The sequence below is a fragment of the Pseudomonas sp. LD120 genome (genome assembly GCF_009861525.1).
GTDB lineage: Bacteria > Pseudomonadota > Gammaproteobacteria > Pseudomonadales > Pseudomonadaceae > Aquipseudomonas.
This window is the reverse complement of record NZ_WVHL01000003.1, coordinates 502,515-521,759: the sequence shown is the minus strand read 5'-3', so window position 1 is coordinate 521,759 and position 19,245 is coordinate 502,515. Positions and strand designations below refer to the sequence as shown.

The 19,245-nt window shown below is 61.6% G+C and carries 20 protein-coding genes, 1 pseudogene and 1 riboswitch; of the genes and pseudogenes, 4 read left to right on the top strand and 17 right to left on the bottom strand.

What is annotated here, in order from left to right:
• Window positions 1–39 precede the first annotated feature (39 nt).
• From PLD_RS08660 to cobO, 11 genes and pseudogenes are all read right to left on the bottom strand, one after another.
• Window positions 40–444 carry a MarR family winged helix-turn-helix transcriptional regulator gene (locus PLD_RS08660; RefSeq protein ID WP_159891736.1) on the bottom strand — a complete coding sequence of 135 codons (405 nt, stop codon included), beginning with the start codon at window positions 442–444 and terminating at the stop codon, window positions 40–42.
• Window positions 445–514: 70 nt separating this feature from the next.
• Window positions 515–1,246 carry an adenosylcobinamide-GDP ribazoletransferase gene (locus tag PLD_RS08655; protein ID WP_159891734.1) on the bottom strand — a complete coding sequence of 244 codons (732 nt, stop codon included), beginning with the start codon at window positions 1,244–1,246 and terminating at the stop codon, window positions 515–517.
• Between the two features lies 1 nt (window position 1,247).
• Window positions 1,248–1,823: an alpha-ribazole phosphatase family protein gene (gene cobC, locus PLD_RS08650; RefSeq protein WP_159891732.1), complete on the bottom strand. Its 576-nt coding sequence runs from the start codon at window positions 1,821–1,823 to the stop codon at window positions 1,248–1,250.
• Entirely contained in the window at window positions 1,820–2,875 is a 1,056-nt protein-coding gene (cobT, locus tag PLD_RS08645) for a nicotinate-nucleotide--dimethylbenzimidazole phosphoribosyltransferase (RefSeq protein ID WP_159891730.1), read from the bottom strand. Before cobT ends, cobC begins: the two co-directional genes overlap by 4 nt.
• Window positions 2,872–3,393: a bifunctional adenosylcobinamide kinase/adenosylcobinamide-phosphate guanylyltransferase gene (cobU, locus tag PLD_RS08640; RefSeq protein ID WP_159891728.1), complete on the bottom strand. Its 522-nt coding sequence runs from the start codon at window positions 3,391–3,393 to the stop codon at window positions 2,872–2,874. Before cobU ends, cobT begins: the two co-directional genes overlap by 4 nt.
• 42 nt (window positions 3,394–3,435) lie before the next feature.
• Window positions 3,436–4,886, bottom strand: a pseudogene (locus PLD_RS08635) (cobyric acid synthase).
• Entirely contained in the window at window positions 4,883–5,875 is a 993-nt protein-coding gene (gene cobD / locus PLD_RS08630; protein WP_159891726.1) for a threonine-phosphate decarboxylase CobD, read from the bottom strand. Before cobD ends, PLD_RS08635 begins: the two are co-directional and overlap by 4 nt.
• Complete coding sequence (gene cbiB, locus PLD_RS08625) at window positions 5,868–6,776, bottom strand: adenosylcobinamide-phosphate synthase CbiB (RefSeq protein ID WP_159891724.1); 909 nt, start codon at window positions 6,774–6,776, stop codon at window positions 5,868–5,870. The genes cobD and cbiB overlap by 8 nt, the downstream gene beginning before the upstream one ends.
• On the bottom strand, window positions 6,773–7,423 hold the full coding sequence (gene bluB, locus PLD_RS08620) for a 5,6-dimethylbenzimidazole synthase (RefSeq protein ID WP_159891722.1): 651 nt from the start codon (window positions 7,421–7,423) through the stop codon (window positions 6,773–6,775). The genes cbiB and bluB overlap by 4 nt, the downstream gene beginning before the upstream one ends.
• Complete coding sequence (locus PLD_RS08615; protein ID WP_159891720.1) at window positions 7,420–8,760, bottom strand: cobyrinate a,c-diamide synthase; 1,341 nt, start codon at window positions 8,758–8,760, stop codon at window positions 7,420–7,422. The genes bluB and PLD_RS08615 overlap by 4 nt, the downstream gene beginning before the upstream one ends.
• 10 nt (window positions 8,761–8,770) lie before the next feature.
• Window positions 8,771–9,382, bottom strand: coding sequence for a cob(I)yrinic acid a,c-diamide adenosyltransferase (gene cobO, locus PLD_RS08610; protein ID WP_159891717.1), 612 nt, complete (start codon window positions 9,380–9,382; stop codon window positions 8,771–8,773).
• Between the two features lie 81 nt (window positions 9,383–9,463).
• Window positions 9,464–9,700, bottom strand: a riboswitch (cobalamin riboswitch).
• A gap of 162 nt (window positions 9,701–9,862) precedes the next feature.
• Here cobO and PLD_RS08605 point away from each other — a divergent pair.
• Both PLD_RS08605 and PLD_RS08600 read left to right on the top strand, forming a co-directional pair.
• Entirely contained in the window at window positions 9,863–10,444 is a 582-nt protein-coding gene (locus tag PLD_RS08605) for a hypothetical protein (protein ID WP_159891715.1), read from the top strand.
• Window positions 10,445–10,514: 70 nt separating this feature from the next.
• Complete coding sequence (locus PLD_RS08600; RefSeq protein ID WP_159891713.1) at window positions 10,515–11,834, top strand: sorbosone dehydrogenase family protein; 1,320 nt, start codon at window positions 10,515–10,517, stop codon at window positions 11,832–11,834.
• Window positions 11,835–11,836: 2 nt separating this feature from the next.
• On the opposite strand, the gene PLD_RS08595 is transcribed toward PLD_RS08600, so the two are convergent.
• The 6 genes from PLD_RS08595 to PLD_RS08570 all read right to left on the bottom strand — a co-directional run bounded on the left by PLD_RS08595 (window position 11,837) and on the right by PLD_RS08570 (window position 17,154).
• Window positions 11,837–12,499: a class I SAM-dependent methyltransferase gene (locus PLD_RS08595; protein ID WP_159891711.1), complete on the bottom strand. Its 663-nt coding sequence runs from the start codon at window positions 12,497–12,499 to the stop codon at window positions 11,837–11,839.
• A gap of 22 nt (window positions 12,500–12,521) precedes the next feature.
• On the bottom strand, window positions 12,522–13,055 hold the full coding sequence (locus PLD_RS08590) for a C40 family peptidase (protein ID WP_159891709.1): 534 nt from the start codon (window positions 13,053–13,055) through the stop codon (window positions 12,522–12,524).
• Between the two features lie 166 nt (window positions 13,056–13,221).
• Window positions 13,222–13,842, bottom strand: a complete 621-nt coding sequence (locus tag PLD_RS08585) for a C40 family peptidase (protein WP_159891707.1) — start codon at window positions 13,840–13,842, stop codon at window positions 13,222–13,224.
• 221 nt (window positions 13,843–14,063) lie between these two features.
• On the bottom strand, window positions 14,064–14,768 hold the full coding sequence (hda, locus tag PLD_RS08580; RefSeq protein ID WP_007898944.1) for a DnaA regulatory inactivator Hda: 705 nt from the start codon (window positions 14,766–14,768) through the stop codon (window positions 14,064–14,066).
• Window positions 14,769–14,986: 218 nt separating this feature from the next.
• Window positions 14,987–16,060, bottom strand: coding sequence for an AI-2E family transporter (locus PLD_RS08575; protein WP_159891705.1), 1,074 nt, complete (start codon window positions 16,058–16,060; stop codon window positions 14,987–14,989).
• A gap of 38 nt (window positions 16,061–16,098) precedes the next feature.
• Window positions 16,099–17,154: a DUF2066 domain-containing protein gene (locus PLD_RS08570; protein WP_159891703.1), complete on the bottom strand. Its 1,056-nt coding sequence runs from the start codon at window positions 17,152–17,154 to the stop codon at window positions 16,099–16,101.
• Window positions 17,155–17,524: 370 nt separating this feature from the next.
• On the opposite strand from PLD_RS08570, the gene purM reads away from it, so the two are divergent.
• Window positions 17,525–18,583: a phosphoribosylformylglycinamidine cyclo-ligase gene (gene purM, locus PLD_RS08565; protein ID WP_159891701.1), complete on the top strand. Its 1,059-nt coding sequence runs from the start codon at window positions 17,525–17,527 to the stop codon at window positions 18,581–18,583.
• A complete protein-coding gene (purN, locus tag PLD_RS08560; RefSeq protein ID WP_159891699.1) occupies window positions 18,583–19,245 on the top strand; it encodes a phosphoribosylglycinamide formyltransferase in 663 nt (220 codons plus the stop codon). Before purM ends, purN begins: the two co-directional genes overlap by 1 nt.

Sequence of the window (19,245 nt, the reverse complement as noted above, 5' to 3'; positions counted from 1 at the left end):
TTGCAGGTATATACCCGCTTATATAGAAACGAGCCGGCCTCAGGCCAGTTCGTTCAGCAAGGCCAACAAAGTTTCGCGCTTCTCTGCCCCCAAACGATTGATCAACCGCTGCTGAGCCGCTTCCCAGGCCGGCAAGGCTGCGACCAACCGCTCATGCCCGGCCTCGGTCAGTTGCACCAGGCGGTTACGCTGGTCGCTGCCTTCGAGCAACCGAACCAGTCCAGCGGCTTCCAGCACCCGTACATTGCGCCCCAACGTGCTGCGATCCAGGCCCATGGCTTCCGCCAGGCTGGAGATGCTCGGCTGATCCAGGCGCAGCAGGTTATTGAGCAGTGAATACTGGGCAACGTTGATCCCGAAGCCGTCGAGGGCGCCGTCATAATGCCTGCTGACGCCACGAGCGGCACGACGCAGGTTGGTGCACAAACATTGAGAGGGAAGCATGATGCGTGTATATACCCGCTACTAATCCAAGGCAAGAAATTTCAGAACGACCAACCATTGCCGGCCTTGCTCAAAGCACCACCATCGCCAGCAGTACAGCCGTTTCCAGCAACTCCAGCAAAGCCCCCGCAGTATCGCCGGTAGTGCCGCCCAAGCGCCGGATCATCAACTGGCGCAACCAGAAGAACAGCATCACCGCCAACAGCAGGGCCCAAAGTCCGCTGTAACCACCCAGCAGCAAACAGACCAGGACACTCAAGCCCAGTACCTGCCGCCCCGCCAGTGCTGGCAAATGATCGGCCAGGGCCTGCCCCAGGCCACCTGCACGCACATATGGCGTACCGAGGAACAACCCCAGCAATGAGGCTCGCCCAATCAGAGGCGCCAGCAACAAGGCAACGCCTTGCTGCTGTTCGATTAGCGCTACCAGCGCGGCGAACTTGAGCAACAACACCAGCACCAGGGTCACCACGGCGATCGGACCGCTGCGCGGATCCTTCATGATCCTCAGGGTTCGCTCACGATCGCCAAAGCCACCCAGCCATGCATCGGCACTGTCCGCCAGGCCATCCAGGTGCAGGCCGCCGCTGAGCAAGACCCAAGCCGTCAGCAACAGCGCCGCGTGCAACAGCAACGGCGTGCCATCCAGCACGGCGCTCAGCCCCCACAACAACACGCCGAACAGCATCCCCACCAAGGGGTAAAAGAGCAGCGAGCGACCCAGTTGCTCCGGTTCAGGCATGCTCGGCAAACGAATCGGCAGACTGCTGAGAAACTGCACGGCAATCCAGAACGGCAACATCTCAGGGCGCCTCGCTCAATTGGCCCTGGGCACTGACTTTCAGGCTGAACAACGCGCCATGCCCCACGTCGACATTGAGCAATTGCTCCCGTGGCAGCCCCCGTGCCCGGGCCAACAGCAGGCGCATGACGCCGCCGTGACTGACCAACAGCACCCGCTGCCCGGCATAGGCCTGGTACAAGCCGTCGATCGCCCCCAACACCCGCTGCGAGAAGGCTTCTACCGGCTCGCCCTGGGGCGGTGTAAACCCATAGGGATCGGACCAGAAGCGCCCCAAGTCCTCGGCATCGGTTTCCATCAGCGCCGCGACGCTCTGCCCCTCCCACGCCCCAAAATGCAGCTCTTGCAGATGCCGCTCCAACGTCAGCGGCAGCTGCATCTGCGACGCCAGCGTCTCGGCAAATCGAGCACAGCGCTGTAACGGAGAGCTGACCAGTCGATCCCAGGGACCGCGCCCCTGCACCCCGTCACGCATCTGCTGCCAGCCGTGCGCAGTCAGTGCATCGTCCAGGCTGCCACGCAGGCCACCCCCTAGTTCGGTTTCACCGTGGCGCAACAGATCCAGATGCAAGGTCATGCAGGGCGATCCGCCACGGCGGCCTCGGCGAAGGTCGCCATCTGCCCATGCAGGTCACAGGCCAGTCGTAGCAACGGCACGGCCAATGCGGCGCCGCTGCCCTCGCCCAGGCGCAATCCCAGATCCAGCAATGGTTCGGCCTCCAGAACGCGCAATACATGCCGATGCCCGGGTTCGGCGCCTTGATGAGCGAACAGCAGCCATGGACGACAAGCGGGATTCAAGCGCACCGCCACCAATGCCGCAACGCTGCAGATGAACCCATCCACCAGCACTGCGATACCTTCTTGAGCGCAGGCCAGATAGGCCCCGACCAGAGCCGCCACTTCAAAACCACCCAGGCTGAACAAGGTCTGCAAGGCATCGCCTCGCGATCCGGCGTGCAAGGCCAGGGCCCGCTCGATCACCTGAGCCTTGTGGTTGACCCCTTCGGCATTGAGTCCGGTGCCCGGCCCGGCCAACTGTGCCACTGGCATCTCCAGCAAGGCGCAAGCAATGGCGCTGGCGGCGGTGGTGTTGCCAATGCCCATTTCACCGCCGATGAACAGCTGAGTGCCGTTGGCCCGAGCTCGCCGTACGCTGTCGCGGCCGGCCTGCATTGCCTGCTCGCCCTGATTCCGACTCATTGCCGGCCCCTGAACAAAGTTGTGCGTACCAAGGCCCAGGTGCAAGTGCCGCACGCCCGGCAGACTCAACCCAGGGGTCACCGTGCCCAGGTCCACCACTTCCAGTTGCGCGTCCAACTGTCGGGCCAACACACTGATCGCCGCACCACCGCTGACAAAGTTCAGCAGCATCTGCCCCGTCACGGCCTGCGGGTAAGCGGACACCCCTTCAGCCACCACGCCATGATCGCCCGCGAAAATCGTGATCCACAGCTGTTCAAGGCGGGGGTTGAGCTGCCCTTGCAGACCGGCCAGGCGCACGGCCAAAGGCTCCAGCCGACCGAGAGAGCCTGCCGGCTTGGTCAATTGCTGCTGACGCGCCAACGCTTGCTCGAGTGCTTGGGCATCGATCGCCTTGCACGGGTTCAGCCACCAGGAGTTACTCATAACGCAGTTCCTTTCAAAATCAGGGGCAAGCCGGCCACTGTCAGCACCACACGCTGACAACGCTCGGCCAAGGCTTGATGCAGCCAACCGGCTTCATCCACATAGCGGCGAGTCAATTCGCCCAGCGGCACGACACCCATTCCGGTTTCGTTGCTGACAAAAATGATCTCCCCCGGCAGCGTCGCCACGCATTGCAGCAAGGCATCGCGCTCGGCGACCAGGCGCTCATCGTCCTCAAGCATCAGCAGGTTAGTCAGCCACAAGGTCAGGCAATCCACCAGCAAGCAGCGCTCGACGTCGGCAGCCTGCTGCAGCACCCGGGCCAACTCCAGCGGCTCCTCGATCAGCCCCCACTGCGCCGGACGACGCTCACGATGATGGGCAATGCGTTGATTCATCTCACCATCCAAGGGCTGGCTGGTGGCGATGTAGGTCACTGCCAGAGCGCTGTCGATGGCGAGCTTTTCCGCCAGGCGACTCTTACCGGACCGCGCGCCGCCGAGGATCAGTTGCAACATGTTTGGGCACCTTTGAAGAGGACAATGGCCAAGGCTGCGGACCTACAGGCCACACAGCTGACGCAACGCATCGGTGTCCAGATGACCTTCCACCAGGTCCGCCAGACGCTCGATGTCGCGCTCACGCAAGGCGTGGTAATCCACCACCTGCACATCTTGCAGACCGGCCCAGCGCAACAGCGCGCTACAGGCCGCCGAGGTTTCGAACAAACCATGCAGGTAGGTGCCGAGGATCTGTCCGTCGAGGCTGCAGGCGCCATCGCTGCGCCCGTCGTCCAGCCGCACCGCCGCCTGCTCCAGGGCCGGACCGCGAGTGACTCCGGCATGAATCTCGTAACCACTGACAGCGGCATCTTCAAGGGCCAAACGGCCACGAACATTCCGTAGCTGCTTGTGCTCTTCGAGCACGGTGTCAAAGGCCAGCAAGCCCAGGCCAGGACTTGAACCCGCCGCGCCTTCCAGCCCCAGAGGATCGTGCAACTGCTCACCGAGCATCTGCAGTCCACCGCAGATCCCCAGCAACTTGCCGCCATAGCGCAAGTGCCGGGCGATCGCGTGCTCCCAGCCGTTGGCGCGCAAATACGCCAGATCAGCGCGCACGCTTTTCGAGCCAGGAAGAATGATCAGGTCCGCCGCAGGAATCGCCTGCCCGGGACCGATGAACTGCAAGTCCACCTGCGGATGCAGGCGCAACGGGTCGAAATCGGTGTGATTGCTAATGCGCGGCAGCACCGGCACCACACCTTCAGCACCTGCTCGGCCTTACCGGCCTGGCGCTGGTCGATGCCGTCTTCAGCCTCCAGGTGCAGGTCCATGACATAAGGCAGCACGCCAATCACCGGCTTGCCGGTACGGGCCTCCAGCCAATCCAGACCCGGTTGCAAAAGCGCCAGGTCCCCGCGAAAACGGTTGATGATGAAGCCTTTGACACGGGCCTGCTCACTGGGCGACAGCAATTCCAGGGTGCCCACCAGGTGGGCGAACACCCCGCCACGATTGATATCAGCGATCAGCAGCACCGGGCAATCCACCGCCTCGGCAAAGCCCATGTTGGCAATGTCGCCGGCCCGCAGGTTGATTTCCGCCGGCGAACCGGCGCCTTCCACCATGACCACCCGATAAGCGCATTGCAGTCGCTCGTGGGAGGCCAATACCGCTTGCATGGCAATGGCCTTGTAGTCGTGATAGGCGACGGCGTTCATGGTGGTGATCGCACGACCGTGGATGATCACCTGGGCGCCGGTATCGCTGTTGGGCTTGAGCAACACCGGATTCATGTCGGTGTGAGGCGCCAGGTTGGCGGCCTGGGCCTGGACCGCCTGGGCCCGACCGATTTCCCCCCCCTCGGCGGTCACCGCGCTATTGAGCGCCATGTTCTGCGGTTTGAACGGCACCACGCTGACCCCCTGGCGTCGCAGCCAGCGGCACAGCGCCGTCACCAGCGTGCTCTTGCCAGCATCCGAGGTGGTGCCTTGCACCATCAGCGTACTCATGGGTAGTCCTTACGATAGGCCAGTAGTGCCTGCTCCAGACGCGCCCAGTCAGGCTCATCGGCGGGCAGGCCAAAGCGCAGGCTGCTGTTGTGAACGAACAGCCGCAGGAGAATGCCGTGGCGCGCCATGAACTGATAAAGCCGCTCGGCTTCGGCCGTGATCAGCCATTGAAACAGCGCACAGCCGCCTTGAGGCTTGAGGCCGTGACGCTCCAGAACGTCCACCAACCGCTGGCTGGCCAGCTCACTGCGCTGACGTTGTTGCACATGCCCCTGGACATCCCGCAGGCACGCCTGCCCCAGCACCCGGGTCGGCCCGCTGACGGCCCAGGGTCCGACCTGTTCGGCCAATAGTTTGAGCAGACGCCGTTCAGCCAGGACAAAGCCCAGACGCACCCCGGCCAAGCCGAAAAACTTGCCGAACGAGCGCAGAACGATCAGCCCTACCTGATGAGTGTGACGCGCCAGACTCAGGTGAGGCGTGTTGTCCATGAAGGCTTCATCCACCACCAGCCAGCCGCCGCGTTCGGCGAGTCGTCCATGCCACTCCAGCAAGCGTTCTGGCGTCAGGCTCAAACCGGTGGGGTTGTTGGGGTTGACCACCACCAGCACGTCGAGGCTGTCGAGAAAAAAATCCACTTCCTGTTCCAGCACTTCCCGCACCCGATAGCCACTGCGGCGCCAGGCTTCGGCGTGCTCGGCGTAACAAGGCGACAACACACCCACCTTGCCCGCTCGTCGCAGACGCGGCAGCAGTTGGATCGCCGCCTGAGAGCCGGCCACCGGCAACACCTCACTGGCGCCGTAGTAGGCACAGGCCGCTTGCTCCAGACCGTCGTCGGTTTCCGGCAGACGCGCCCAGGCGCGCAGAGGGATGGGCGGCAACGGAAATGGCCAGGGAGCCAGACCGCTGGACAGGTCCAGCCAGGCCTCTTCGGCAATTGCGTATTCCTGCGCGGCCTTGCGCAACCGCCCGCCATGCTCAAGCATAGAATTCAGCTCCCAGGCAAAGAATCAGTAGCCATAACCACACGCCACGCTGTACCAACTGCCAGCCACGGTCTATGGACTCGGCAGTGGCCGGTTGCCCCTCGCCCAGTTGCGGACGCTGATGCAACTCACCGTGGTAAATCGCCGCGCCCCCCAGTTCCACGCCCAAGGCCCCCGCACCGGCAGCCATCACCGGACCGGCGTTCGGGCTGTCCCAGGTGGGTCCCTGACGCCACCAGCATTTGAGCGCCAGACGGGTCTTGCCCAACAAGGCATAAGTCAGCGCCACCAGCCGTGCAGGCACGTAGTTGAGCAGGTCGTCGATCTTCGCCGCCGCCCAACCAAAGCGCTCGAAACGCTCGTTACGATAGCCCCACATCGCGTCCAGCGTGTTGCTCAGACGATAGAGCACCACCCCCGGCGCGCCCGCCACGACAAACCAGAACAACGCGGCGAACACCGCGTCGCTGCCGTTTTCCAGCACCGACTCAGTCGCCGCCCGGGCCACTTCAGTGGCCTCCAGCTCGCAAGTCTGACGGCTTACCAAAAACCCGACCCGACGCCGGGCTTCATCCAGATCCTCACTGCGCAATGCCTGGGCCACAGGCTCAACATGCTCGCCAAGACTGCGCAGCCCCAGAGCGCAATACAGCGCCAGGATCTCCACCAGCCAGCCGATGTAAGGCAGCCACGACAACGCCGTGGCCAGCAGGGTCAATGGCAACACCGCCAGGACCCAGGCGGTGACACCATGACTGCGCCAGCCACGGCCGGCGGCATTGAAGCGTTGCTCGATGCGGTCCGCCAGACGGCCGAACGCTACCAGCGGATGCCAGCGCTTGGGTTCGCCCAGCAGCGCATCCAGCGCGACCCCGGCGACACTCAGCAACGCCACACTCATTGACTCACTCCCCAGTAATTCTCATACAGCAACTCACTCAATGGCCGCGGTTGCGCCCAGCCTTCCAGGGCCAGCATCGGCGCCGGGTAAAACTCGGTGACGGGCCCCAGGCACAATACCGCCAGGGGTTTGGCGCCGGCCGGCAAGCCCAGCAAATCGGCCAATGCCTGCGGTTCGAACAACGACACCCAGCCCATGCCCAAACCTTCGCTACGGGCCGCCAGCCAGAGGTTCTGAATCGCGCAAGACAAAGAGGCCAGGTCCATTTCCGGCAAGGTCCGGCGACCGAATACATACCGCTCGCGCCCATCCATCAATGCCGCCACCAGCACCTCGGCGCAGTCGTTGATGCCTTCGACCTTGAGCTTCATGAATTCATCCGAACGCTCACCCAGCGCTTGAGCGGTGCGCACCCGCTCCTCTTCCACCAATTGCTGGATCTGCCCGCGCAACTGACGATCACTGATCCGGATAAAGCGCCAAGGCTGCATCAGCCCCACGCTGGGCGCTTGATGCGCCGCCTCCAGCAACCGCCGCAGCAGCTCAGGCTCGACACGGCCACCAGCAAAATGACGCATGTCGCGGCGCTGGGCGATGGCGCGATAAACCGCCTCGCGCTCTTGCGCAGAAAACCCTTGCTCACTCACCCCAACAGCCCCTCGGCGGAAACCGGCCGGCCGACAACGGCTTCGGGGGCGAACAACGCTGCCACCGCCGCCGGATTGGATGGAAAGTAAAAGTGCACATACGAGGCAGTCAGGCGCCCATCGCGATACACCGCTTCCGCACCGCGACCACCGTTGGGGCTCACGCCGCGAGCAATCGGCTCACGTTCCAGGCTGCTCAGGGAGTGGTGATAGGTATGTCCGCGCAAGCCGCCTTCCGGCAATTGCACCGCTTGCAGGGCCAGAGCCGCCAGACGTTTCTGCATCACCGCCTCGCCCGGCAACAATCCCACCAGTTCAGCGCGCCGACCTTCGACATCCGTCAGACCGTTCAGCAAATACAACATGCCGCCACACTCAGCGAGCAGCGGTTTCTCGGCACGATGGTGGGCGCGGATCGCCTCCAGCATCGAAGCGTTGCCGGCCAGCGCCTCATGGTGCAACTCAGGGTAGCCACCGGGCAGGTACAGGCTGTCCGCCTCGGGCAACGCGGAATCGTGGATCGGAGAGAAGAAGCTCAACTGCGCGCCCATGGCCCGCAACAGGTCCAGGCTCGCACCGTAGGTGAAGGCAAACGCCTCATCCCGTGCCACGGCGATGCGCACCCCTTGCAACAGGGGCTCGCACGCCACCGGCGATGGCGCGGCAAAGCTCACCGCGGGCGGCAGCGCCACCTGGCAACTGCTGGCCAGGGCCTGGGCGGCGGCGTCCAGGCGCAGGTCCAGATCGTTCAGTTCGCCAGCCTGCACCAGGCCCAGGTGGCGGCTGGGCAACTCAATGTCGGTCTCGCGAGACAAGGCGCCGTACCAGCGCAGCCCTTCGGTCAGGCTGCCTTCAAGCAACTGCGCATGCCGCAAAGTGCCGACCCGATTAGCCAGCACTCCGGCAAATGGCAGGTCCGGCTCATAGCGCGCCAGGCCCAGGGCCAGCGCGCCGAACGTCTGGGCCATGGCGGTGCCATCAATCACCCCCAACACCGGCACGCCGAAATGCCGCGCCAGATCAGCACTGGAAGGCGTGCCATCAAACAGCCCCATAACCCCTTCAATCAGAATCAGGTCGGCTTCGCCAGCGGCGTCCCAGAGCAGGCGCCGGCTTTCCTGCTCACCCACCATCCACATATCCAACTGGTACACCGGCGCGCCACTGGCGCGCTCGAGAATCATCGGATCGAGAAAGTCCGGACCGCATTTGAAGACCCGCACCTTGCGCCCCTGATTACGGTGCAGACGGGCCAGCGCCGCAGTCACGGTGGTCTTGCCCTGGCCGGATGCCGGCGCGGCAATCAATACCGCAGGGCAATGACGTACATCGGTCATGAATTCACACTCACAGCTCAACACCTTTCTGCGCCTTGATACCGGCCTGAAAGGCGTGCTTGACCATGCCCATTTCGGTGACGGTATCCGCCAGCTCGATCATCTCGGGCTTGGCGCCGCGTCCAGTCACCACCACGTGCTGCATGGGCGGGCGGGCCTGCAAGTCACTGAGCACCTGATCCAGATCCAGATAGCCGTGCTTGAGGGCAATGTTCAGCTCATCAAGGACCACCAGACCAATGCTCGGATCACTCAGCAGCTCCTTGGATACCGCCCAAGCAGCCTCAGCGGCAGCGATATCACGCTGGCGATCCTGGGTTTCCCAGGTAAAGCCCTCGCCCATCACGTGAAAGCGCACCTGCTCTGGACAACGCCGGAAAAACAGCTCTTCACCGGTGCTGTTACGCCCCTTGATGAACTGCACAACACCGCATTGCATACCGTGGCCCATGGACCGCGCCAACATGCCGAAGGCCGAGCTGCTCTTGCCTTTGCCATTACCAGTCAGCACCAGCAACAGCCCGCACTCATTGGGCGAGTTGGCGATTCGTTCATCGATCACGGCTTTCTTGCGCAGCATGCGCGCCAGATGACGCTCGTCACGATCGGGGGATTCACTCATGGGGCAGCTCTCCGTTGGGGCTGGGGGAACGGGGGGCAGGAAAAAAGAAAAGGCGGCGTTAGCCTGGCATCGCCCACCGTGATGCCGTTGGATGGATCAGGCCGGTCTCCGGGCTCATGAGGGGCATTGCTGCCGGACCGCGCGCCTTCCCGCATCGTGTTCGACACAGTGGCATCAGGCGCAGCCTTGACTCATCTACCGTTGCGGGGGCAGCGCCGGAATTGTCGCCGATTCCATCGCTGGAACAGGCCCTGACCGGCTTCCCTGTTTCACTCTGTCGACCTTGGGCCACAGAGCACCTGAAACAAGCGGCGAAGGTTAGAGGGTTGGGGTGGGAGCGTCAATTAAAGCCGGCCCTCGCATGTGCAGCAAAACCGTACTGCATCAATTAACCCACATGCATCTTGTGCCACACTGATCACTTTGATATCAAAAAGCCACAACCCTCCCCCTACCAGACAAGAATAAGGATGGATCCCGATGCAAGGCATGCTCATCAGCAATCCCAAGCTGGAATTCCTGCGCCCGATGCTGGAACGCTGGTTCGATTGCATTGATCGTTACAACACCCTTCGTGGTGATGGCGAAACCCCTTACTGGCACGACGAACAGGCCAACCTCGGACTGCTTTCCGCCGCCGCCTGGATGGCCGAGATGGTCAGTCTGGAACACAGCCCGAGCAAAAAGCAGCAGGAAGAAGGTGCCCGCAACGCCCGCACCGACCTTTACCTGGCCACCCGCGATGAACGCGCCTATATCCAGACCACTCAGCGCTGGCCGCGAGTCAACAACCTGCAACTGACCCAGGCCTTACTGGACATCACCCTTGATGCCAAAAAGATCAGCTACGCCAGCGACCTGAGACTCGGCTGCCTGTTCGTCGCCCCGCAAAAAGCCCAACACAGCGCCAGCCCCGAAGAACTGCAGGACATGCTCGACGAACTGCAAAAGGAACACTGCTGCGCGGTGGCCTGGTACTTTCCCTACGCCTACCGCAAATTGCACAACGAAGCGGGCAACTACCATCCCGGAGTCGCCGTGTTGCTCAAGGAGGCCCGCTGATCGAGCGGAACCATCGACTGGCGATGTTCCTCTATGACTGGGACATTGGCGCATTCATAGGGACATCAGCATGCTCAAGCTTCAACACGCGTTACTTATCGCCATCGCCGCCGGCCTCAGCGCCTGCGGCGAAACCTCAACGCTGCAGGTTTCGGACGGCACCGGAGCGCACCCCACACTCCCGGAACCCAACCCGACACTGCTACCCACAGTCAACATCGCCCCCGCCATTGGCTGGCCCCAAGGCGCAACACCGATTGCCGCGCCCGGCACCCAAGTCAACGCCTTCGCCGAACACCTCGACCATCCGCGCTGGCTCTACGTGCTGCCCAATGGCGACGTACTGGTGGCGGAAAGCAACGCCCCCGCCAAACCCGATGACAACCAGGGGATTCGTGGCTGGATCGCCAGCAAGATCATGGACCGCGCCGGCGCTACAGTACCCAGCGCCAATCGCATCACCTTACTGCGGGATCAGGACCATGATGGCGTGGCGCAAACCCGCAGCGTGTTCCTGGAGAACCTCAACTCGCCCTTCGGCATGACGCTGGTGGGCAACGACTTGTATGTGGCGGACACCGACAAGCTGCTGCGCTTTCCCTACCAAAATGGCGACACCCAGATCAGCGCGGCCGGCACCAAGGTCATCGACCTGCCTGGCGGCACGCTCAACCACCACTGGACCAAGAACGTCATTGCCAGCAAGGATGGGAGCAAGCTCTACGTGACCGTGGGCTCCAACAGCAACGTCGGGGAGAATGGCCTGGATAAAGAAGAAGGCCGTGCGGCCATCTGGGAAGTGGATCGCGCCAGCGGTAAGCACCGATTGTTCGCTACGGGTCTGCGCAACCCCAATGGCCTGGCCTGGGAACCGGTGAGCGGAGCACTCTGGACCGCAGTGAACGAGCGGGATGAAATCGGCAGCGACCTGGTGCCGGATTACATCACCTCCGTCAAGGATGGAGCCTTCTACGGCTGGCCGTTCAGCTATTACGGGCAACACGTGGATGTACGGGTCAAACCACAAAACCTCGACCTGGTGGCCAAGGCCATCGCCCCCGACTACGCCGTGGGTCCGCACACCGCCTCACTGGGCCTGACCTTCGCCGAAGGCAGCAAGCTCCCGGAGCCCTTTACTGAAGGCGCATTTATCGGCCAGCACGGCTCCTGGAACCGTAACCCTCATAGCGGCTACAAAGTAATCTTCGTCCCCTTCAACGCCGGCAAGCCGCAGGGACAGCCTATCGACGTCCTCAGCGGTTTTCTCAATGCCGATGAAAAAGCCCAGGGCCGCCCGGTTGGGGTGGTGATCGATCGGCAAGGCAACTTATTGGTAGCCGACGATGTCGGCAACAAGATCTGGCGCGTGTCCGCAGCCAAAGCGCCATAAGCTCAGCGCTTGCGGCACAGGGTCAAACCATCCCCCAGCGGCAGCAGCGACAGGTCGATGCGCGAGTCATCCTTCAAGGCGCGATTGAGCGCCTGGATGGCTCGGGTGTCCTCACTCTCGGCATCCACCTCCAGCACCCGACCGCTCCACAAGGTGTTATCAAACACCGCCAAACCTCCGACTCGCAGCAAGCGCAGCGCGGCCTCCAGATAGGCCGGGTAATTGGCCTTGTCGGCATCGATGAATATCAGATCGAAACACCCCAGCGCTCCTGAGCGCTCCAACTGCGCCAGGGTTTCCAAGGCAGGGCCCAGGCGCAGATCAATACGCTGACTGACCCCCGCCGCCTGCCAGTAATGGCAAGCGGTCGCAGTGTAATCACCGGGAATGTCGCAGCAGATCAGCGACCCGTTTTCCGGGAGCGCCTCGGCCATGCAGAGGGCGCTGTAGCCGGTAAAGGTACCCACCTCCAGCACCCGCCGAGCGCCGAGCAGCTTGATCAGGAGCGCAAGAAACTGCCCCTGCTCCGGCGCAACCTGCCAGCGGGCATTGGGCAAAGCCTGGGTTTGCTCGCGAAGACGGCGCAATAACGGCGTTTCACGCAAGGAGACGTCCAGCAGGTACTGATAAAGGGCGTCGTCGAGGTTGAGCGTACGAGCAGTCACAAACACCTCGACCCGAAAAGAATTATGGATTGCGCGCCAGATGCTCCGGCGGCAGTACGCGCTTGGCGCTCAGGTAGGCTTTCTGCCAATAGGCTTTGGACAAGCTGTCGAGCTTCACGGTGCCGCCCGTGGCCGGCGCATGCACGAAGCGCCCTTCGCCGACATAAATACCAGCATGGCTGACCTGGGAACCCCCATTGGTGGCGAAGAAAATCAGATCGCCAGTCTGCAGGGCATTCTTACCAACGCTCTGCGCCTGCATGCTGATCATTTCCCGAGTAGAACGCGGCAGCGCAATACCCGCCACATCACGATAGACATAGGCAATCAGGCCACTGCAGTCGAATCCGGTGTCAGGTGTATTCCCCCCCCAGCGATAAGGCGTACCCACCAAGCCCAAGGCGCGAAACAGCACATCGTCAGCAACGGGAGAAAAGGCCTGTGAGGCATTGAATGTCGGGGATCGCACCACTGGTGCAGAGGGCGGGGCATGACTGGCGCAAGCGCTGAGTAGCGCGGCCAGGACAATCAGAGCAAAGCGGGCTGAGGTCGACATAAGCTGAACAATCCTGATGGGGATGCGGCTTTCTCTGCCATGGCGCTGAAAACAAAACCGCGTAAGCCGAGGCCTACGCGGTTTGCTTTCAACAATTGATCAGAATTCTAGCGACTACACGTCAAACTTCAAGTAAGACTTTAACTTCGCCCTACAAATGGCTTGATTATTTACGTGCCGTGACCACGCTTGGCGCCATGGCCAACGCACGCTTGGCTTCGATAAACGTCTTGCTCCAGTAGCTGGAACCCAGGCTGTCGATGCGCACACCACCACTGCGGCGGCTGCTGGAGTGGATGAACTGATCATCCCCCAAGTAGATACCTGCGTGACTGACACGACCGCGGCCGTTGGTGCTGAAGAACAGCAGATCGCCCGGCTTAAGGTTGTTGCGCGCCACCAGAGGCGCTTTCACGTTGATCATTTCGCGAGTGGAACGCGGCAGGTTCATACCGGCCTCCTCACGAAATAGGTAACCGATGAAACCGCTGCAGTCGAAGCCGGCTTCCGTGCTACCGCCAAACCGATAACGAGTACCGATCAAGGAAATGCCACGCTCGAGGATGCTGTCAGCCAGAACTGGCATCTGGTAAGGCTTGCTGTCAGAGAACTCTGCCAGTTCCTTTTCAGTTGCCAGCTCTTCTTGGTAAACAGCAGGAGACTGGTTTTTAACGGAGACTTGAACCTGCCGTGCCGGCTGCTGCTCAGACACTGGAGCGTGAGAGGCGCAACCAAATAGCAGGGTGACGAGTGCGAGAGGCACGAGGGGTGCGAAGCGACTTAGCATGGGCACGACCGTGGCTTGAAATAAAAGAAGACGCGACTATGCCTTCTATCGCCCTCATTTGCAAATTCAATCGATCAGAATGTGACTTATGAGTTTCGTGCGTACATCTAAGGCTTTAAGCCCATTTAAACGTCGTACGCCTCTGGAAAAGCTTCCAAAGGCGCGTTTTCTGACGCCTGAAACATGCCGTCGGCGACCAAGAGTCACCGACACCTCGCGCCTTACCAGCCCAGCGTCTCTTTCAGAAACGGGATAGTCAGCTTGCGCTGGGCTTGCAGCGAGGCCTGATCGAGACGCTCCAGCAGCTCGAACAAGGCGCTCATGCTGCGGGTTCCACGAGTCAAGATGAAATGCCCAACCTCATCGGTCAGGTGCAACCCGCGACGGGATGCACGCAACTGCAAAGCTCGCAATTTATCCTCATCGGAAAGCGGACGCATCTGGAAGATCAACGCCAAGGTCAAGCGGGACTTCAAGTCAGCCAGTTTTACCGGCAACTCACGGGGCGAGGTCGACGCCGCAATCAACAGGCGGCGCCCACTGTCACGCAGGCGATTGAATAGATGGAACAACGCCTCTTCCCAATCAGCCTTGCCGGCCACGGCTTGCAGATCGTCGAGACAAACCAGTTCGTACTGCTCAAGGTTGTCGAGTATCTCAATACCGCGATCAAGCAGCTCCGCCAGTGGCAAGTACACCGCCGGCTCACCCAACTGCTCGAAACGCAAACAGGCGGCCTGCAGCAAATGGGTGCGCCCCACACCATCCTTGCCCCACAAGTAGATCAGGCTTTCGGTCCAACCGGCGTCGGCTTCGCATAGGCGCTCGACGTAGCCGAGTGCAGCGGCATTGGCGCCTGGGTAGTAGTTGATGAAGGTGGCGTCATCACGCAGACGCACACCTAGGGGCAGCTGAATCGGTTTCATGCTGACTGAACAGTTCCAAACGAACCGTTAGTGGCCTCTGTGTAAAGTTTGCAAAGTTTATACCCGTGACGCCGAGCGCACAATGCAGCAGACCACAAGCAAAATCAAAGGTTTGCGTCAGCCGAACACGACCCTGGGGCACTCTTTGACGGTCCAGGCGAAACCTGGTTGGACGCCCACCAACAACACTCGCCCTCCCTTGGCTTCATTCAAGGCCCTTACAATTCAGGGTCTTCAAGACCACTGTAGAGGCCCGAGTCCTTGTACAGATCATGCATGTGGCGCACCAGCACCATGATCACCGCCGCCACCGGCAAGGCCAGCAACACACCGGTGAAGCCGAACAGCTGACCACCGGCAAGAATGGCGAAAATAACTGCCACCGGATGCAAGCCGATGCGATCCCCCACCAATAACGGCGTCAGCACCATGCCTTCAAGCGCCTGGCCAACCATGAACACCGCAACGATACCGATCATTGGATACAGGTCGCCACTGAACTGGAACAAGCCGGCAATCAATGCCGCGCCAATACCGATGACAAACCCCATGTACGGCACAATCGCCGCCAAGCCGGCAATCAAACCGATCAACAGACCCAACTCAAGCCCCACGAGCATCAGCCCCGCCGCATAGACTGCCCCGAGCGCCAGCATCACCAGCAACTGCCCTCGAACAAAAGCCCCCAGCACCTCATGACACTCGCCCGCCAGGGACACCACCCGCTCTTCGCGATTACGCGGCAGCAGGCTGCGGATCTTGGCCATCATCAGGTCCCAGTCCCGCAGCAGGTAAAAACTGACCACGGGAATCAGCACCATATTGGCCAGCCAACCGATCAACGCCAAACCCGAAGCCGTGGCTCGACTCAGCACCATACCGACGATATCGGTGGTCTGCCCCATGTGCCCACTGATGGCCGCCTTGATCTTGTCGAACTTCCAGAAACCATCCGCCAGCCCCAGTCGGGACTGCACCCAAGGCATGGCCGTGTGCTGGACCCAATCAAGCATCTGCGGTGTCAGCTCATAAAGGCGCAGCAACTGCTTGGCGAGCATCGGCACCAGCACCAGCAACAGCGCCATCACGACCAACGTAAACAGAGTGAACACCGCCACCACGCCCCAGGTGCGAGACAACCCCCAGGTCTCCAACTTGTCCACCAGCGGATCAAATAGATAGGCCAGCAACAGCGCCACCAGGAACGGGCTGAGGATCGGATGCAGCAGGTAGACGAACCCACAAGCCAGGAGCACACCGCCCAGCCAGAACCAACGACGCGCATCAGCCATACACCACTCCATTGCTTCTATATAAAGGACACAATCCGTCACCAACGAAAATGCAGCTGCACCTCGGATGACGGCGCAGCCGCAGGGGCTGGGGCTACGCCTCCCTCCCCTGGCACCGGCACCTGCTGCGCTTGCACTTCGCCAGCAGGCACCTCCTGCAACTTGGCCAGGGACAACTGCGCCCGCAATTGCTCGGCGCTCCCGTTAACCCGGTAGACAATACGGTCACCGTCGACGCTCTGCAGCTGCGCGCCAAACGGCAGCAAAAGTTGATCCAAAGTCGCATAACGCTCCAGAGTCATGCCCTGGACCTCAAGCAACTGTTCGCTGGACGCGCCCGGATGGGTAACAAAGCGCGGCGCCAGACGCTGACTCACTGCCAGCAAGACCGCATCGGCCAAGGCCGCGGTGTCGGCCCCTTGAACAGCCCCCTGCTCTTTCTCGTCGCCCAGCCAGAGCCGCCACTGGGCCTGCCATTGACTGCCTTCTTCACGGGCATGTACCGCCAGCAGCGCGTCCGCACCATAGCGTTCCGACGCCTCGCGCAGCGGGGCAGGATCAGAGCCTTCAATATTTGGCGCAGTGGCAACGATCTGCTCGCTCAAGTCCCCCAGGGGCAAACGCAGCGGCAAACCGCGATGCTGCGCCGCACGCCGCAAAGGCACGGCATTGGCCTGACCATCCCCCACCAGGCTCGAACCCTCAGTCGAATCACTCAACCACCAGCCGAGGATCGACGGCCGATTACTGCCCCACAAAGACAGTCCGGCCTGACGCAACGCGCGGTCGGTACTGACAGGATCGAAATCCACCTGCAGGCTTTCCGGCGGTCCGGCGTCGTAGCCGTACTGACTGATGATCTGTTGCGGATCCTTGCGAATAGCCGCGAGCCCCGCGCCCCGCACCGCCTTGGCATCACCGGTGAGGCGCAACACCAGGGTTGCCAACGCCCGCTGAGTGGCCTGATCACGCTCCTCGGGCGCCTGACTGCTGACCGGCTCACGGACCTGATACAAACCATTGAGGGTTTCGGCATGACTCGCCAGGCTGACCCATGACAAACAGCCCACAAATAGAAATTTACCCAGACGCATGGAAGATTCCCGACGACAAAAAACGATTGAAACAACGCGCACGAACCATGGCGAGCAAGGCTGTGACCACAGGCCCCGGCAAAACATTCACTCACCGCCCGTTTTGTTTTCGCGCTGTCATAACGATAGCCACTTGAGCGCTATACCTTATACAGGCAAGGCCAAGACCACCAACACGACCAATCGCGGTTTTTTTAAGCGGATATGCCCCTCCCCGTCGGACCGAGGATGGCCGCTGCCCCTCAAGCCTGATAAAATCGCGCGCCTTCGCAGACCGGCATCAGCTGGGCACCCTGAGACACTTTCACAGTGCCTGGGCAGCCTCACTGGTTCGGTCGATACCCCTGAATCCCCCCTAAAGGCCTGGATCATGAGCAAGCAACCCTCCCTGAGCTACAAAGACGCCGGTGTAGACATCGACGCCGGTGAAGCATTGGTCGAACGCATCAAGAGCGTCGCCAAGCGCACCGCGCGCCCGGAAGTCATGGGCGGCCTGGGCGGTTTCGGCGCCCTCTGCGAAATCCCGGCCGGCTACAAACAACCTGTACTGGTGTCTGGCACTGACGGCGTTGGCACCAAGCTGCGCCTGGCCCTGAACCTGAACAAGCACGACAGCATCGGCATCGACCTGGTTGCCATGTGCGTCAACGACCTGGTGGTCTGTGGTGCCGAGCCGCTGTTCTTCCTCGACTACTACGCCACCGGCAAGCTCAATGTCGACACCGCTGCCCAGGTCGTGACCGGCATCGGCGCCGGCTGCGAACTGTCCGGCTGCTCGCTGGTGGGCGGTGAAACCGCTGAAATGCCAGGCATGTACGAAGGCGAAGACTACGACCTGGCCGGTTTCTGCGTCGGAGTCGTGGAAAAATCCGAGATCATCGACGGCTCGAAAGTCGCCGCTGGCGACGCCCTGCTGGCCTTGCCATCGTCCGGCCCGCACTCCAACGGCTACTCACTGATCCGCAAGATCATCGAAGTATCCGGTGCCAACATCGAAAATATCCAGCTCGACGGCAAGCCACTGACGGACCTGCTGATGGCCCCGACCCGCATCTACGTCAAGCCGCTGCTGAAGCTGATCAAGGACACCGGCGCGGTCAAGGCCATGGCTCACATCACCGGCGGCGGCCTGCTGGACAACATCCCACGCGTGCTGCCAAAAGGCGCCCAGGCCGTGGTCGATGTGGCGAGCTGGCAGCGTCCGGCAGTCTTCGACTGGTTGCAAGAGCAAGGCAACGTCGACGAGCACGAAATGCACCGCGTACTGAACTGCGGAGTAGGCATGGTCATCTGTGTGGCCCAGGATCAGGTTGAAAACGCCCTGAACGTTCTGCGCGAGGCCGGCGAACAGCCTTGGGTCATCGGCCAGATCGGCCTCGCTGCAGAAGGCGCGGCCCAAGTTGAGCTGAAGAACCTCAAGGCCCACTGATGCAAGAGCGGACGTCGCCGACCTGTGATGTTGTGGTGCTGCTATCCGGCACCGGCAGTAACCTGCAAGCCCTGATCGACAGCACGCGCACCGACGACAGTCCGGTGCGCATTGCTGCCGTGATCTCCAATCGCGCTGACGCCTATGGCCTGCAGCGCGCCAAGGACGCGGGTATCGCTACCCGCTTCCTCGATCACACCGCCTTCGAGGGCCGCGAGGCCTTCGATCAGGGGCTGATCGAACTGATCGATAGTTTCCAGCCAAAGCTGGTGGTCCTGGCGGGATTCATGCGCATTCTCAGCGCTGGATTCGTGCGCCACTATCAGGGCCGCCTGCTGAATATCCATCCTTCGCTGCTACCCAAATACAAAGGGTTACATACTCATCAGCGAGCGCTGGAGGCCGGAGAGACCGAGCACGGCTGCAGCGTGCACTTTGTCACCGAGGAACTCGATGGCGGACCTCTGGTCGTACAGGCTGTGATCCCGGTAGAGTTGCACGACTCGCCGCCAAGCCTGGCGCAGCGAGTACACGTCCAGGAGCATCGGATTTACCCCATGGCCGTACGCTGGTTTGCCGAAGGTCGGCTCACGCTCGGCGATCAGGGTGCTTTACTGGACGGTCAATTACTGGCTGCCAGTGGTTATTTGATTCGAACCTAG